The sequence below is a fragment of the Exiguobacterium sp. BMC-KP genome (genome assembly GCF_001275385.1).
Classification (GTDB): Bacteria; Bacillota; Bacilli; order Exiguobacteriales; family Exiguobacteriaceae; genus Exiguobacterium_A.
In genome coordinates this window covers 221,142-236,320 of sequence record NZ_LGIW01000014.1, presented here as the reverse complement: position 1 = coordinate 236,320, position 15,179 = coordinate 221,142, and the positions used below count along the sequence as shown (strand labels likewise).

The window sequence follows — 15,179 nt, the reverse complement described above, 5'->3', positions numbered from 1 at the left end:
CCTCCTTACGTCGTCAGAATCAGTGTCTCGAGTGGTGCGAGCTGGACCGTTCCACGATATGTCTCGTCCTTTGTTAACGCTTTGTATGTTCCGTCTAAAGTGACGTCACGTGCTTCTTTCGTGTCATGGTTCATCAAGAAGAGGAAATCGCGGTTTTCACCGTGACGACGCACGATTTCAACTTGATCCGGAGCATCAATCATCTCGATGCCAGCCTCCGTGAACGCTTGACGGTAAATCGTATCAATCATCGCATCATCAATCGATGAGCCGATGTAGGTAATTGTTCCTTTATACGCATTGCGCGTCACAGCCGCTACACCCTCGTAGAACGTATCTTCATAGACAGCGAGCGTCTCTGCTGTCGTTGGTGTGATCAAGTCACACCAGAGGCGGGCTGTTGACGATTGTCCTGCCATCTCGCCGATGCCTGCCACCTTATGTTGCTGAACGGATTGAAGTGACTCGTATTCGTCGATCTCGATTCCCGCATACGGTGCGAATTTACCCGGTAACGTCGTCGGCACGACATGGTTCCGTGCATCCTTGACACCTGTCCGGTACGTGAAGATGACGTGACCACCTTGTTCCATGTACGCAATCAAGGCGTCATCGAACGTTGGGTTCGTCAAGAAATAGAGTGGGACGATGATTAGTTTATAATGCGATAAGTCGTCACCAGGGAAGACGATGTCCGTTGCGACTTGTTGACGAACCGCACCACCATAGAAACGAACGAACTCCGTTCGGAAATCAAACGCATCACTATGCGGCTGATGCGTCCAAGCCCACACGTTTTCTTGATCGAAATAGACACCGACCTTCGCTTCATAACGACTGGCGTTGATTTCATCGCCATACGTATTCAGTTCCGTCATAATCTGTTTGACTTCTTCGAATTTCCGCTTCGGTTTTCCATCATGATCGATGATCCCGTGACAGAATTCCTCTGTTCCGAAATGAGCAGCGCGGAACCGGAAGTAGACGATTGCTTCTGCTCCCCGAGCGACTGCTTGATACGTCCAAAGTCGAATATGCCCTGGTCGTGGCAAGTAACCGATTTTACTCCAGCCTTGTGCGCCACTCAATTGCTCCATTACCCAGAAACCTTTTCCTTGCTTCGAAGAGCGGCAAAGATCGTGATCGCTTGCCATCTTCTCGAACCGGTTCGGCTCCGGTAGTCCACCCCAGACAGGGTAGTTATCGAATGCGACATAATCCAGATCTTGCGCCATTTGCTGTTGATTGACAGCCATGTCACTGTAGACCAAGTTATGCGTGATGAAGACGTCCTCTGGAATATAGCGACGTAAGACATCAACTTGTAATTTGTTGTAGTACGTATAACCGTCAGCACAAAAGCGATCGAAGTCGACGAGCAAGGATGGATTATGTTCCTGGTAGACTTTACGCGGCACTGGGATCTGTTCCCACGCCGTGTATGTCTGACTCCAGAAGACCGTTCCCCACGCTTCGTTCAAGGCATCGAGCGTCCCGTAGCGGTTCTCTAACCAGCGCTGAAAAGCAGCGCGATCGACATCACCATAAGACCGGTCCGATTTCTCATGCCCATATTCATTATCCGTTTGCCACCCAATGACACGAGGATGTTGACCGTACCGTTTCGCCATCTCTTCCGTGATTTTGACGGATAGACGCTGATACGTTTCACTGTGGACCGTATAATGGCGACGGGCGCCGAAGCTGATCGTCACACCGTTCTCATCGACCGGTAGAATCTCCGGATACTTCGTACATAACCAAGCCGGTGGTGTTGCGGTTGGCGTGCCAAGTACGATATCGAATCCTTCGGCACTCAAGCGTTCGATGACATCATCCCAAAAGCTAAAATCATAGACACCTTCTTCAGGCTCCATCATCGACCAAGCGAATTCGGCGAGACGAACGACATTCACACCGAGCTCTTTCATCAATCGGAAGTCTTCCTCCCATAGTGCTCGTGGTGTTTGTTCTGGATAATAGTCGACTCCTAAATACATTGTGCTCCCCCTTACGCAAAAACAATTATTTTACTGCACCCGCCGTCATTCCTTTTTGGAAGAAACGTTGGAAGAAGATATAGAAGATCATCGTTGGTAAACTGATCAAAACAAGTGAAGCGTAGATTTTCCCTGGGTCCCCACCGAGCGCATCCTTGAAGAAACTTGGTGCCATCGTGACTGTCTGATAGGCAGGATCCGTCATGAACGTAAGAACCATCAAGTACTCGTTCCATGAGTTGAGGAACGCATAGATTAAAGCTGTTGCAAGTGCTGGTTTTGCGAGTGGTAGCATGACTTTGAAGAAGACTTCAAGAATCGTCGCTCCATCGATATATGCTGCTTCCATCAGTTCGTTCGGTAATTCATCAAAGTATCCTTTGATAAGCATCAGACCGAATGGTAAAAAGAACGCGACTTCCGCTCCAATCAGTCCCCAGTGGTTGTTCAGTCCGTCAAACGAACGAAGCGTGAAGAATAAAGGAACGATCATCGATGCAACAGGTAACATGAGTCCAGCAAGGACCATGTTGAACAAGAGACGTTTTCCAGCAAACTCAAGCTTCGAGAAGGCAAACGCTGCGAACGCCAAAATCGTGATCGAGATGATGATCATGAAGAAGGCGACGAAGAAACTGTTGAAGACGAATGTCGGGAAGTTCGGGTTTTGCAATGTGGCGATATAGTTGTCGAATCCATTGACTCGGAGACTCTCTTTGAACATGACGAAAATCGGGAATAACCAGACGATTGACGCAAGCGCCAATACGAGGTTAATCATCCAGCGGCTTTTTTTAGATTCTACATCCATGGGTCGTTCCTCCTTAGTTATCCATTTTCTTTTGTACACGCAATTGGAAGTACGTGATCAGCAAGGCGATCGTGAGTAGGATGATGGCAACAGCACTCGAGAAACCAACTTCCTGTTGCAACATCGATTTTCGGAACAGGTATGTCGAAATGAACTCAGTCGACGATCCTGGTCCACCAGCTGTCGTGATCCAGACTAAATCGAATGTCTTCAGACCACCGATAACTCCGAGAATCGACAGAGTGAATGTCGTTCCTTTCAAGTTCGGGAAGACGATGCTCCACAATGTCCGGAAGAATCCAGCTCCATCGATTTTTGCTGCTTCGAAGATTTCTTTCTCAATCGTCAGCATTGCCATGTAGTACATGACCATCGAAGAACCCGTCCACTGGAAGATGTTGATCGCAATGACGGAATAAAGCGCGATATCCGGATCACCGAGCCAGTTCTGCTCGAGACTACCGAGACCAATCGCACGGAGGAACTCATTGATGTAACCAAACTGGAAATCATAAATTTGTGAGAATGCCGCACCGAGTACGACAGGGCTCAAGACGACCGGGAAGAAGAAGACTGACTTCATTGCCGTCCGCATTGGTCCTGGTGTATGCAGGAAGTACGCCAAGACAAGACCGATACCGGCTTGGATCGTGACTGTCAAAATCGTGAAGATGAACGTATTCTTCAGCGAGAGATAGAAGTCCGGATCTTGGAACATCTCAGCATAGTTGTCGAGTCCGACGAACGCTTTGTCAAACGAGATCCCGTCCCACGAGAAGAACGAGTTATAGGCGTTATAGAAGATCCCATAATAGATGAAGCTGACGACGAACAAGACGATCGGAGCAACGAACGCCCATCCGACTAGGTTCCGCTTCATGTTCTTTTTCTTCTTTGGCGCAGGCGTGCGTGTCGCTACCGGCTGGAGCGGTTCTGCTTTTGGTTTAATCGGCAATTCCTGTCGCTCTGTCTGCATATGGATTCCCCACTTTCCTCAAGTTCAAAAATTAGGAAGTGGTACGCAGGCGTACCACTTCACTGTCGAGTCTTATTTCGCTGATTGATCCGCTGCGTCTTGAACGCGTTGTAGTGATTCTTTCGGATCTTGTCCTGTTGCGATGTTTTGAAGTTCCTTACCGAGAATATCGTTCAATTTCGTATCCCGGATACCACGGCTAGCAACCGCTTTTGCTAATGTGTCGTTCAACATCTTGTACGATTCTTTTTCACCTTCAGATGTGAAGGCAGCGTCTGAATCGATTTTGACGTCCTTGATCCCAGGTGCCATCTCGAACTCACCCATGTAGACTTCTTGACCTTTTCCTTGACTCATGAAGGCGATGAACTCAGCTGCACCCTCTTGTTGTTTCGACTCTTTGTTGACACCAAGTGCCATATCGATTGATGCGATGACTGGCTGCTCTGTTCCACCTGCTAAGTTCGGGAGTGGAACGAATCCAAGCTCATCGTCGATTTTCCATTTTTCTTTTTTCTCTTTTGTTGTCATCGAGTGCGCTTCCCATGAACCAATGACCCACATCGCTGCTTTTTTATCGAAGAATTGGTTCATCCCGTCATTGTATGTCGCAAGACCAAGAGCACCTTCTTGGAAGACTTTATCTTTGAAGAGGTCTTGCCAGATTTGCGCTGTTTTGACCATCTCGTCATCCGTCCACTTTGCTTCACCCGAAAGAACTTTTTGGATGTATCCTGGTGCTACTTGGTGACTGAGGACGTTATAGACGTCGATATCGATCCATGCATCTTTTGCTCCGAGCATGAGTGGGATGACTTTGTCGCCTGAGTCTTTGATCTTCTTGACTGCGCTAACTGTTTCTTTGTAGTTCTTCGGTGGTGTCACGCCGTATTTATCGAGCATCGTCTTGTTATACATCAAGTACGCTTGACCTGTGAAACCGATTGGAACAGCGTATTGTTTGCCATCAAGTGTCGTCTGTTCGATTCCGAGCTCGACGAACTTATCTTTCCAGCCTTTTCCGGCTGCTTTATCCATGTACGAATCAACTGGTACGACGCGATCCTTGTACTGTTGGATCATCGGTTCTTTTAGACCGATGATGTCTGGACCCTTACCTGACAACATCGCGACTTGTAATTGTTTCTCATAGTCTTCGCTGTAGCGTTTGAATTGAACGACGTATTTGTCTTGCGATTCGTTGAACGCATCAACGACTGCTTTCCCCGCTTCAGGTTGCGGCGCCCAGCCCCACCATGTGACGATTGTCTTACCATCTTTCGTTTTCGTTTGTTGTTCATCTTCGCCACCACAAGCAGCAAGGAATGCGGATAATGTCAGGACTGATGCTGCAGCAACGAGTTTCGTTTTTTTGAATTTCATGTAAGAGCTCCCCTTTTTATGTGTAAGTAGTCAAGCGTATCGTCTAGCATGTTCCCCTTCGATTTGTGCTTTTTGGCACCATTCTTCAATCACCTTCGTCTGAATCGGCATTCCCTGTAGCTGAATCAACACGCGGGCGATTAATCGAAGACGGTACGCCAGCGTATCGACGTCCGGTCGGACGAAGAGATACAACTCTCCACCGAGCGTCAAACAACCGGCAGATCGCATGTGTTGCATGAGTGCGCGTAATTCGATGTATCCGCTCTCATTTTTTCGGATGTGTAATTCGGATGAACGGATCGTCAGGACCCCTTGTACCGATGACATCCGGAATTGAAAAACACCGTCACGTCGTGGTCGGACGAGCACGATATCCTGCTCGTCTGTCGGGACATCGCCTGGACCCTGTTCTGTCATCTGTTGCGTCGATCGATGAAAATAAAAACCGCGGATTGCTCCGTAACGCCCGAAAGCTTCACGGTACGAAACCCATGGATCGTGTGGTTCCATTGCGCGATGCCTCCCTTTCCTGCTTCAGCTTGATTAGCCCCTGCTAACCTGCATCCACCTCCACTTAGTAGACCATGAACTTAGTAAATTAAATTTATTATCTAACTTTACATCGACTATAGCACATCACTTTTTATTTTGTAAACGGTTTCATTAAATTATTTTTGAATAACAAAACCGATTCTATCTCCTGCTGGTTCGCAAGACATAGAATCGGCTCATTAAATCGTTTGAAATAAACTGTTCGTCGCGAGGGCTGCTGCACTGAGTGCTCCTTGTTTTTCACTCCACGGAACCATCTTGACATCGGTTTCACGTGAAGCAGCGGTTAATGCTGTATGTTCGACACGTTCCTTGATTTGGTCGACGATATTTGGTGCGAGTTCGAACATCGGTCCTCCAAGCAATATTCGCCGCGGATTGAGGAGATGAATCGTGTTTAAAACACCGATTCCGATGTATTCCCCAGCTCGTTCATACGCACGAACGGCCTGTTCATGACGTTCGTTCAATCGCTTGCGCAAATCGGCAAGCGTCACGACTTGAGGATCAACGACAGCATAATCTCGTAATAAAGATTTCTCTCCGGCTAATGCCTCGAGACATCCCCGATTTCCACACGAACAAATCGGACCATCAAGATCTAGCCGCATATGTCCAACTTCCCCCGTAATATGATGTTGTCCATCGACCAGTTGTCCATCAAGCACATAGGCTCCCCCGATACCTTCTCCCGCATAAAGGTAGAAAAACTGTTCGACTCCGACACCCTCTCCGAACAATAACTCAAATGATGCGAGTGCCCGAACATCGTTTTCGATGAAGACCGGATAATCAAAACGTGCTTCGAGATGTACCTTCAGCTCAACGTCATGCAGATGGAAACGTGGTGCAAACAAGATGACACCCGTTTCCGGATTGACCATCCCGTGGACGGAAATGCCAATTCCGTGAATCGTTCCGCGCCCTTGTGTCTGTGCAATCAACGTCTCGCATAAGAGACCAATCGCTTCAATCAATTCTTCATTCGTCTCAAAGCGTCCCACGGCTTCAGACTCATAAATCGTGTTTCCACTCAGGTCCGCAACGACACCAATGAACTGATGACTTGTTGCGTCAATTCCAATGACATATTGTTCTGTTGCGACGAGTTCGAGCATGATGGGTTTTCGTCCCCCGTTCGATACCCCAAGCTCTCGTTCCGTCACGAGTTGTTCTGCAATCAATTCACTGACGATATTTGATACGGTCGGCTTCGTCAAGTTCGTCCGTTGTGCTAACTCGACCCGCGAAATCGGTTGATGCATCCGAATCAATCGCAAGACGAGTGCTCGATTATATGAACGCATCCATTTAGAATTACGCGGTGTTTCTTTCGCCATGTCCCCCTCAACCCCTTTGGTCTGTCTCTATACTATCTTCGCATATTTTGTAAGGGATTTCACGGTCTCACACAAAAACCGTTCATCTGCTGAACGGTTTTTGTGCACTTTCATGATTCGTCATACGGTTGTTCCAAAATCAAGACACGTGAACCATCCGGATTTTCTGTCAGTTCGATTTCGACGATTGCCTGTCCAACGAGTAATACGATCGGTAAAGACGGATCATGATTGCGGAAAAAGCCGATTTTTCCGTGATACGTGTCCATGTAATCCGCATAAAGAAATGTACCGTTGACGTGTAATTCATCCTTCGTCCGATTAAACGTTAAACGTGGAACACCATACCAAGCCTCTCCATTCAAATACAGTAATGGACGCTCTCCGACTGCTTCATTCATCGCTCGCCGGACTTCGATTGCCCCCGTCGTATCGTAATACAATCGATCCTGACCACGTGTCGCGATGACAATCGGATGTTTCTGATACAAGACGACTTCTAAAATTTCGTCTGCTTGTTCAACGAAGTAACCAGTCTCATCCGACTGAGCAAAACTAATCGTGTACAGTTGCATCCAGGAAACGATATCCGTCACTTGAACCGGTTTATGGAAAAGTGCAGAAACGAGCAGTGTTTCTTGCGGGGTCACAATCAGATTGACGGATATATCCGCTAAACGGATTGTCCGGATTTGTGTCGAAGGATACGTATGATCATAGCTTGGAACAAGCATTGCTTCATAATGATCATCCTTCTCGACCAATTCAATCGATGGCATACGTCGATCAAAATCCGCAATTTGAATTCGTTTCATTCGAACTCTCCTTTCACTTTCTTTAACAGCCTCACGCAAGTTATTACCCAATATCTGGTCCCTATGCACTCCCCTGAATTCAAAAAACCGGAACGCACGCGTTCCGGTCATTGTAGATAAAGATCATATAGTAGATACAGGATGCCTCCGACGATGATTAAAAACGAAAAAATGCCAGCTTTCCCAAAAAAGACGCGATCGACCGTATCATCGCGTTCAAATCTTTGCTTTGTCATATAGTACCACTCCCTTTAATAAGCTCGTAGTACTAGTCTTTTTCGACATTTCGTACTCTATTCCTTGTTACAACCTGTCATTTCATTCCATTTGCAAAATAGATCAATGTTTCGGTTTCATCTTCTGTTAAGGAACGTCCCGTTTCTTCCGCATACAATGTCCGCATGTCCTTTAGTTTTCCTCCGGTCGCTTCTGTCACCCGAATTGCTCGACGTAACATCTGGACCTCTTCTTCAAATTCTGACTTCGGCATCGCTTCTCCATGCGACCAAACATAATGATCGACTTCTAAACGATCGAGTGTTGCGAGTAAACGCGTCGTCCGTTCTACCGTATAATTCCACTTCGGTGAGAAGATATCGGCATACATCGCGTCGCCTAGGAACACGACGCGTTCTTCCGGAATATAGACGAGTAGACTTCCTGGAGAATGATCATTTTCGACTTCAATCAAATGACAGTGTACTCCACCTAAATCGATCTCCAGTTGTCCTGTAAAACCAATCGTCGGTAAGATGACTTCGATGTCGCGCGTTGTCCCAAACTCAAGTTTGATCGCGTCCGCACAAAATGGAATCTCAATCCCTTGATCCATCCGGTCTTGTAACGCTTCATCCGTCCAGGCGTATGGTTGCATTTCTTTCATGCGCTTAATCGTTTGTTGTGTTGCCATCGCTGGAAGACCGAGATGTTTCATCCCAAAAATATGATCCCAGTGCCAGTGGGTCAGGGCCAATAAGTCAGGTGTCCCGAGATCCCGCTTCTTCATTTCTTCTAAAAATAGCGTGGCATGGGCTAACGAGTTCCCTGCATCAATCATCAATTGATGATTCTCCCCGCGTACGACGGCGAGGATCGGGCGGTCCGTCTCGCTAACCGGCGTCTGATACCAAATTCGTGAAGTCAGTTGTTTGAAATGTTGCATAATCTACCTCCTTATTATCTGCTCTTAGTATACGCCACGAAAAAACCGAGTCCATCTAGAAGACGAACCCGGTTGTGTTAGTTCTTATTTTTTAGTGTTTGGTCGAAACGGCCACCAGACTCCTTTACCAAACGATACCGTGATCGCTGGAATCAAGAGTGGTAAGACAATCAATCCATACAAGAGTAAACCTGTAATAACGATTGTTGCGATTTGAACGAGACTCAAGACACCGGATGGCATCATCGCTCCAAACGTTCCTGCAAGAATGATCGCTGCCGTAATGATGACAGATCCCATCTTTTTCATCGACAGGAACATCGCTTCCTTCGTATCAAGTCCGTTAATTGTCTCTTCCCGGAATCGGTCGAGTAAGAAGATCGAGTAGTCGATACCAAGGGCGATCAACATGACGAATCCGAAGAACGGAACAGCCCAACTAATTCCGTCATATCCGAGTCCATTGACGAAGATCAACTCAGCAATCGACATCGACGTGTAGTACGTCAGCAATAACGAACCGATCATGAACAATGGCATGATCAACGAACGGAACATAATCGCTAAAATCACGAAGAGACTGATTAACATGACGGTCACCGTTCGTTTGAAATCGGCTTTCGACGTATCATTCAAGTCACTGTTGACACTTGAGATACCACCATACGCGACTGTACTGTCTGCAAACGGTGTACCTTTAATCGTATTCGCTGTCGTCTCTTTGATTGCTGCGACGGTTTGAATCGCTTCCGGTGAATACGGATCATCTTCGAGGATCACTTCGAATTTCAATCCTGTCTGTTGATCGATGGCGTAACGATCAATCGCTGGCTTAAAGGCTTTATCTGACAGCGTATCTTTTGGAACGAACACACCGGTTCCACGAATCGATGTCGCTTGTCCCATTTCGGTCAGAAGATCTGAAATCTCTTCAAGACCACTTTCAATTTTTGTCAGTCCTTCATTCGCTTGACCGACACCATCCGCAAGTTGTGTCAACCCATTTCCAAGTTGACCAGCTTGTGCTCCTTGAGACGCAATTCCGCTCGCTGCTTGACTGATGCCAGCTTGGACTTGGCTCAATTGACCAGATAAGGCATTTAACGTCCCGACTGTTTGTGGGATGTTTTGGGTCGACTGTAACCCTTGACCGACGAGCGTCAACTGTTGGTTGATTTGCCCTAGTCCGTCCGCTGCTTGTTGCAATTGGCTAGCGCCTGCCGAGGCAGCATCTCCTGCCGGCAACTGTCCTGTGATCCCATTGAGATTATCTTCAACGGTCGTCAAACCAGACTGAACGTCTGTCAGACCCGCTGTTGCTTCTTTCATCCCATCAGCAACTTGTTTTAGTTGACGATCGACATAAAAGTCATTGATGACTTCGCCAGTCGGACGGGAAATCGAACGAACCGATTTGACGCCATCAACCTTCACGAGTTCACGGCTTAATTGTTCTGCATAAGGAACTGTTTTTTCCGTAATCAAATCTTTGTCACTCTTAAGGATGACATTGACCGGTAACGACTCACCTGCACCAAAACCATCAGAGATTGCATTGAGTCCTTTGACTGTCTCATATTTCGCACCAATCTCGTCAACTGTATTGAATGATAGATCATCATCATACGTAAAGAGTGTCGGTACCGTAACAACTGCAACGATGATCATCGCAAGCAACGGACGACGGATCGATAATCCGCCATAGTGCGCCCAAAGTTTGCTATCTTGGTGACTCGCTGCTTTCTTCGACGGCCAAAATAGCTTTTCTTTGAGCGTAGCCATAAAGAATGGAACGAGTGTGAACAAGACGAGTAAAAGTACGGCAATCCCGACCGCAACCGCGACCGATGACTTAAAGATTGGGAAATCTGCGAAGCCGATTGCCGAGAAACCGACAAGAACAGCGAGTCCACTGATTAGTAGAGTCCGTCCTGCTGTTTTATACGTGTTGACGATTGCTGTCTCAACATCGTGTCCTGCCGTCAACTCTTCCTTGTATCGGCTCAGTAGCAAGATACAATAGTCCGTACCAATCCCGAACAGAATGGCGACGAGGAAAATTTGCGTATAGTTCGATACCGGGAAGCCGAACCAATCGACGAAAAAGGCGACGAGTGATTGACTGATCAGGTACGTAAAACCAACCGCCACAAGTGGAACGAACGGTGTAACGACTGAACGGAATACAAGTAACAGAAGTCCGAAAATCAGCCCAACCGTAATCAATTCCGTCCGCTTCAGCCCCTCTTGCGAGCTCGTATTGACGTCGTCATTAATTAACGCTTCACCTGTTAAATAAATCGTTTGATCCTTCGGTAAGAGATCTGTCCGAATTTGTTTTGCTAGTTTGACGATCTCTTCTTGCGAACCGTCAACCGTGATCGGCACAAGGACCGTCTTTTGATCTTTTGAGACGAGCTGTCCTTCCGTCTCTTTGTTTTCAAACGGATCAAGGACATCGGTGACTGGACGATCCAGTGCTTCTAAATCCTTAACGATTTGACCGATTGATTTTCGATCGGCATCACTTACTTTGTCTTTGAGCGGAATGACAAGAGAAATTGTTTCTTCACTTGCTCCCGCTTTTTCTAAAATATCAGCTGCTCGCTGCGAATCCGCATCATTCGCAAGCTGAATCGCCCCTGCTTCCTCTGCTTGTTTAGCTAAGTTTGGCGCCGTGAATAGTAGTCCTACTGTGACGATGAGTAATAGCGCAAGAATTGCCCACCGCCATTTAACGATTTGTCGCATGTCTGATTCTCCTCTTCCTTTTATCTGTCTTTAGTCGTTCAACTGCAAAATCTCTTTGATTTTCTTAAAGGTTTCGATGAATTGGATGATTTCTTCTTCCTCGACCTTTCCTTCAATTAAATTCTCAAGATACGTATAGATTTCTTGCTCCGCTTCAGTTGCAACTAATCGACCTGACTCCGTCAGCGAAATATACTTCGTCCGGTGGTCATCTTCTCGTCGTTCGACGATGACAAGTCCTTTTTCCGTCAACTTCTTCAAACGGTTGGAAATCGCGCTTTTGTGAACGCCCTGTACTGCCGCGAGACGACCTGACGAAATCGGTCCGTATTTGCCGACAAGCTTCAACACATGCAGTTGTTCCGGTGAATACATTTGCCAAACAGGCGCTTCGACAGACTTTAATACACGTTCCGTTCCGTGGATCATAACTTCTTCAAACAGGAGGACTGCTTCACGTAGATTGTCTTTCATTTTTAGTTTACCCCCTAAACTCATGACATTAGTTTAGCCCCTCAACTAGAAACTTGTCAACTTCAAACTGTCACAACTTCTCATGCAAAACATGACTATTTTCGATATGATAGAGCTAGAGAGGAGCATGCTTATGTTGACTTTGTTTTGGATTGCGTTAGTCATCTGTCTCGTAGGTCTTGTCTTTACGTTACGGATTGCCAAGCAACCCACAGAAGAACGGTACGACCATAAAACTTCAGCAAAAAACATGTCTTGGATGTATTTCATTTTTCTCCCGATCATTCTGATTTTATTAGGAATCTTCTATTACTTTTTAACATGACATGAAACAGCACACATCGGTCGATGTGTGCTGTTTCATGTCACTTCAAGGTTTTCGGACGGACGATATAAATGTCACATTTCGCATAACGGGAGATGTTTTCAGAAACACTCCCGATCATGATTCGTTCCATCGCATTCATTCCGACCGCTCCACAGACGATCAACCCTGCACCGACGCGTGGTGCGATAACCTTTGGAATCAATGTTTTCGGAGAGCCATTTTCAATAACGAGTTCAACTGTCTCTACTCCAGCTTCCCGTGCCCGTTTTTCATAACGATCAAGTAGTTCTTGCGCATATTCCGTAACGTTCTGATCAATGAAACGCTTATTGGCACGGACATTAGCAAATGTTTGAATATCGATGACATGAGTGATGACGAGTTTTGCATGATCGAGTTTTGAAAATTTGACTGCTTTCTCAAAAGCTAAATCGGCTGTCTTCGATCCATCAACTGCGACTAAAATCGTATGATACTGGCTCTCCATCAAGAATCATCCTTTCTGCACGACTCTCTTACAGCATCCGGTCATTTTCATTTTCAAGGGCGCGGTTTTCATGATCCAGCTTACGTTCCGCCTCGATTCCTTCCGGCTCAGTCTCAAGAATACTCTTCGGCTCCGGTGCAGGACGCGACGCGCCCGCTTCATCTGCTAAAAGAACGTATTCTCCCTGTTGGACGCGCACGACGTGTTGACGAATATCTGACTCTGGTAACCCAAGTTCCGTAAACGCTGTTTGGATTTCCTCAGCAGAAGCTGGTTTTCCAGTAAATCGTTCAAACAGTGTTCGTTTTCCGGAGACGAGTTGCGCAGCAGATTGTCCGCGTAACATCGCCATATCCGTTTTGTCTTGCAGCACGACATACAAATCTTCTTCTAGATAACCCGCAAAATGTAAATCCTCGATTTTTCGAATCAAATCTGTTTCGTTCTGATAGACGCCAATCCATTGTTTTTTCCCCACGATGTATGTCCCCCTCTTTTATAACAGCTATAAGGGATATACCCCAAATTCACCTAAAACATGACTAGGTTGAAGAAGACTTCGAAGAATGCTGCCGAAAGAATCGCTGTCGTTTATAGAAGATGTAATAGCAGACGAGTAACGCACATACGATTCCGAGACCCGTCACGATTTGTTGCAAGAACCCGAGACGCTCGTTAAAGAACAATCCAATCAGATACCACACGAGCACGAGACCAAACACCCAATCCGAATGAATCACGATGAATAAGAGACCTCCGATAATCGCTAAGATGAGTGCAACCGTACTCCATTGGTGTTCGGAAAGACCGAACAGTGAGGTGAATTGAAAGTCAGACAAGATTCGAAACGGTAAAATCAACAGCATCGTACTCATCCAAGCGAGCAACACTGAAAACGGCGAACGCATCCAAGGCGAGCGTCGTGGATGATACTGAATTTTCATATAGACTAAGCAAAGACTGATGAATGAAATGGTCGTCCAGACGAGTTCCCACGGTGGTCCGGTCATACTACTGACACCAAGCGTCACGAGCGATAACGCGAGCCATCCCCCAATATCTTCTATCAGTTCTCGATCTGCCGGGAAGGCACGAACTGGTCGGATACACCAAATCAATAGTGTCGTAAAAACGACACCTGCAATAGCGTCAAAGAAAGGTGCCGGAACAAGAGGTAATGCAGGAATAGTGACTGGATGCGGCCATACGACGCGTGCTAGTAATGCAAAGAGGAATGCTCCTATGTTCATGAAGCGTAAGACTGTTAAAAATTGCATCCGCCTCTTCACCTCCTCGTTCATTCTGTTATTCAATTCCCGTTGCAGGAGTTAGAAAAACAAAAATGTCACTTTGTTCTCTTACCAAATTCCGGTACGATGAAAAGAAAAGGAGGAACGAGCATGGACGCATTTTTACTGCCTTATCAATACAATTTCATTCGGAATCAAGTCGATTTGCTACAACATCAGTTCGCTGCCGTTCATGACCCAGATGTCCGTGATGCGGTCCGGTACAGCGCCGCTGAAAAGATATTCGATCTATTACCCGTACTTACACCGGAGCAAGAAGCCCTGTTGACGAAGATGCGTGACGCTGAATCCGAACAGGACCTTCTCGCGTACTTGGCGCACGTCGAACCTTTTGTCCAACCGTTTCCGAGTATTTCGGAATCACGCATCCGACAGCTCTTCAAAAAAACGAAAAAGTTGCATATTCCACCACTCCATTCCTTCGAATGGGCACAGACGACGTTTTTAAGCTGGAACGATACCGGGAATCGAAAAAAGTACTTCGTCTATCCTTTAGATGGGGAATGGATTGGTGTCGAAAGTACCTATCTGCCGTCGATTCAAAAAGGAATTTGCGCAATTTGTCATACGTATAGTGACATTACACTCGTGACCGCAACGACACGTCGTTCAGCGGAACAACATCAGACGATTGGTCACCATATGTGCATCGATAGCGATGCGTGTAATCACGCCGTGACGAATCCAGATGTCATTGAAACCTTTCTAGCACGTATACAAAAGAAATGATGTTATGAAAAAGACGCTCGTATGCTGATCCGCTTTGGTTCAGCATACGAGCGTCTTT

The 15,179-nt window shown here is 46.5% G+C and carries 16 protein-coding genes; 2 read left to right on the top strand and 14 right to left on the bottom strand.

Annotated features, from left to right (window positions below):
- Positions 1 to 5: 5 nt before the first annotated feature.
- The 11 genes from ADM98_RS05115 to ADM98_RS05070 all read right to left on the bottom strand — a co-directional run bounded on the left by ADM98_RS05115 (position 6) and on the right by ADM98_RS05070 (position 12,267).
- Positions 6 to 2,000 (bottom strand): beta-galactosidase, encoded by a 1,995-nt coding sequence (locus ADM98_RS05115; RefSeq protein ID WP_053452536.1) that lies wholly within the window; start codon positions 1,998 to 2,000, stop codon positions 6 to 8.
- A 25-nt stretch (positions 2,001 to 2,025) separates the two neighbouring features.
- On the bottom strand, positions 2,026 to 2,811 hold the full coding sequence (locus ADM98_RS05110) for a carbohydrate ABC transporter permease (protein WP_035411101.1): 786 nt from the start codon (positions 2,809 to 2,811) through the stop codon (positions 2,026 to 2,028).
- A 13-nt stretch (positions 2,812 to 2,824) separates the two neighbouring features.
- Positions 2,825 to 3,787, bottom strand: a complete 963-nt coding sequence (locus ADM98_RS05105; RefSeq protein ID WP_053452535.1) for a carbohydrate ABC transporter permease — start codon at positions 3,785 to 3,787, stop codon at positions 2,825 to 2,827.
- A gap of 72 nt (positions 3,788 to 3,859) precedes the next feature.
- Positions 3,860 to 5,170, bottom strand: coding sequence for an ABC transporter substrate-binding protein (locus tag ADM98_RS05100; RefSeq protein WP_053452534.1), 1,311 nt, complete (start codon positions 5,168 to 5,170; stop codon positions 3,860 to 3,862).
- 30 nt (positions 5,171 to 5,200) lie between these two features.
- Positions 5,201 to 5,683: a hypothetical protein gene (locus ADM98_RS05095; protein ID WP_053452533.1), complete on the bottom strand. Its 483-nt coding sequence runs from the start codon at positions 5,681 to 5,683 to the stop codon at positions 5,201 to 5,203.
- 221 nt (positions 5,684 to 5,904) lie between these two features.
- Positions 5,905 to 7,065, bottom strand: coding sequence for an ROK family transcriptional regulator (locus tag ADM98_RS05090; RefSeq protein WP_053452532.1), 1,161 nt, complete (start codon positions 7,063 to 7,065; stop codon positions 5,905 to 5,907).
- A 110-nt stretch (positions 7,066 to 7,175) separates the two neighbouring features.
- Positions 7,176 to 7,880, bottom strand: coding sequence for a hypothetical protein (locus tag ADM98_RS05085; RefSeq protein ID WP_053452531.1), 705 nt, complete (start codon positions 7,878 to 7,880; stop codon positions 7,176 to 7,178).
- A gap of 107 nt (positions 7,881 to 7,987) precedes the next feature.
- Positions 7,988 to 8,116: a hypothetical protein gene (locus ADM98_RS17645; protein ID WP_268760705.1), complete on the bottom strand. Its 129-nt coding sequence runs from the start codon at positions 8,114 to 8,116 to the stop codon at positions 7,988 to 7,990.
- Between the two features lie 77 nt (positions 8,117 to 8,193).
- Entirely contained in the window at positions 8,194 to 9,042 is an 849-nt protein-coding gene (locus tag ADM98_RS05080; RefSeq protein ID WP_053452530.1) for an MBL fold metallo-hydrolase, read from the bottom strand.
- A gap of 84 nt (positions 9,043 to 9,126) precedes the next feature.
- Positions 9,127 to 11,793 carry an MMPL family transporter gene (locus tag ADM98_RS05075; protein ID WP_053452529.1) on the bottom strand — a complete coding sequence of 889 codons (2,667 nt, stop codon included), beginning with the start codon at positions 11,791 to 11,793 and terminating at the stop codon, positions 9,127 to 9,129.
- A 30-nt stretch (positions 11,794 to 11,823) separates the two neighbouring features.
- Complete coding sequence (locus ADM98_RS05070; protein ID WP_029343331.1) at positions 11,824 to 12,267, bottom strand: MarR family transcriptional regulator; 444 nt, start codon at positions 12,265 to 12,267, stop codon at positions 11,824 to 11,826.
- 133 nt (positions 12,268 to 12,400) lie between these two features.
- Here ADM98_RS05070 and ADM98_RS05065 point away from each other — a divergent pair, with 133 nt between their 5' ends.
- Positions 12,401 to 12,592: a hypothetical protein gene (locus ADM98_RS05065; protein ID WP_053452528.1), complete on the top strand. Its 192-nt coding sequence runs from the start codon at positions 12,401 to 12,403 to the stop codon at positions 12,590 to 12,592.
- Positions 12,593 to 12,632: 40 nt separating this feature from the next.
- Here ADM98_RS05065 and ADM98_RS05060 read toward each other — a convergent pair whose 3' ends face one another.
- From ADM98_RS05060 to ADM98_RS05050, 3 genes are all read right to left on the bottom strand, one after another.
- Positions 12,633 to 13,082, bottom strand: a complete 450-nt coding sequence (locus ADM98_RS05060; protein WP_053452527.1) for a universal stress protein — start codon at positions 13,080 to 13,082, stop codon at positions 12,633 to 12,635.
- Positions 13,083 to 13,110: 28 nt separating this feature from the next.
- Positions 13,111 to 13,560: a general stress protein gene (locus tag ADM98_RS05055; protein WP_053452526.1), complete on the bottom strand. Its 450-nt coding sequence runs from the start codon at positions 13,558 to 13,560 to the stop codon at positions 13,111 to 13,113.
- A 64-nt stretch (positions 13,561 to 13,624) separates the two neighbouring features.
- Positions 13,625 to 14,359 carry a hypothetical protein gene (locus ADM98_RS05050; protein WP_053452525.1) on the bottom strand — a complete coding sequence of 245 codons (735 nt, stop codon included), beginning with the start codon at positions 14,357 to 14,359 and terminating at the stop codon, positions 13,625 to 13,627.
- Between the two features lie 123 nt (positions 14,360 to 14,482).
- On the opposite strand from ADM98_RS05050, the gene ADM98_RS05045 reads away from it, so the two are divergent.
- Positions 14,483 to 15,121: a FusB/FusC family EF-G-binding protein gene (locus ADM98_RS05045; RefSeq protein ID WP_053452524.1), complete on the top strand. Its 639-nt coding sequence runs from the start codon at positions 14,483 to 14,485 to the stop codon at positions 15,119 to 15,121.
- Positions 15,122 to 15,179 lie beyond the last annotated feature (58 nt).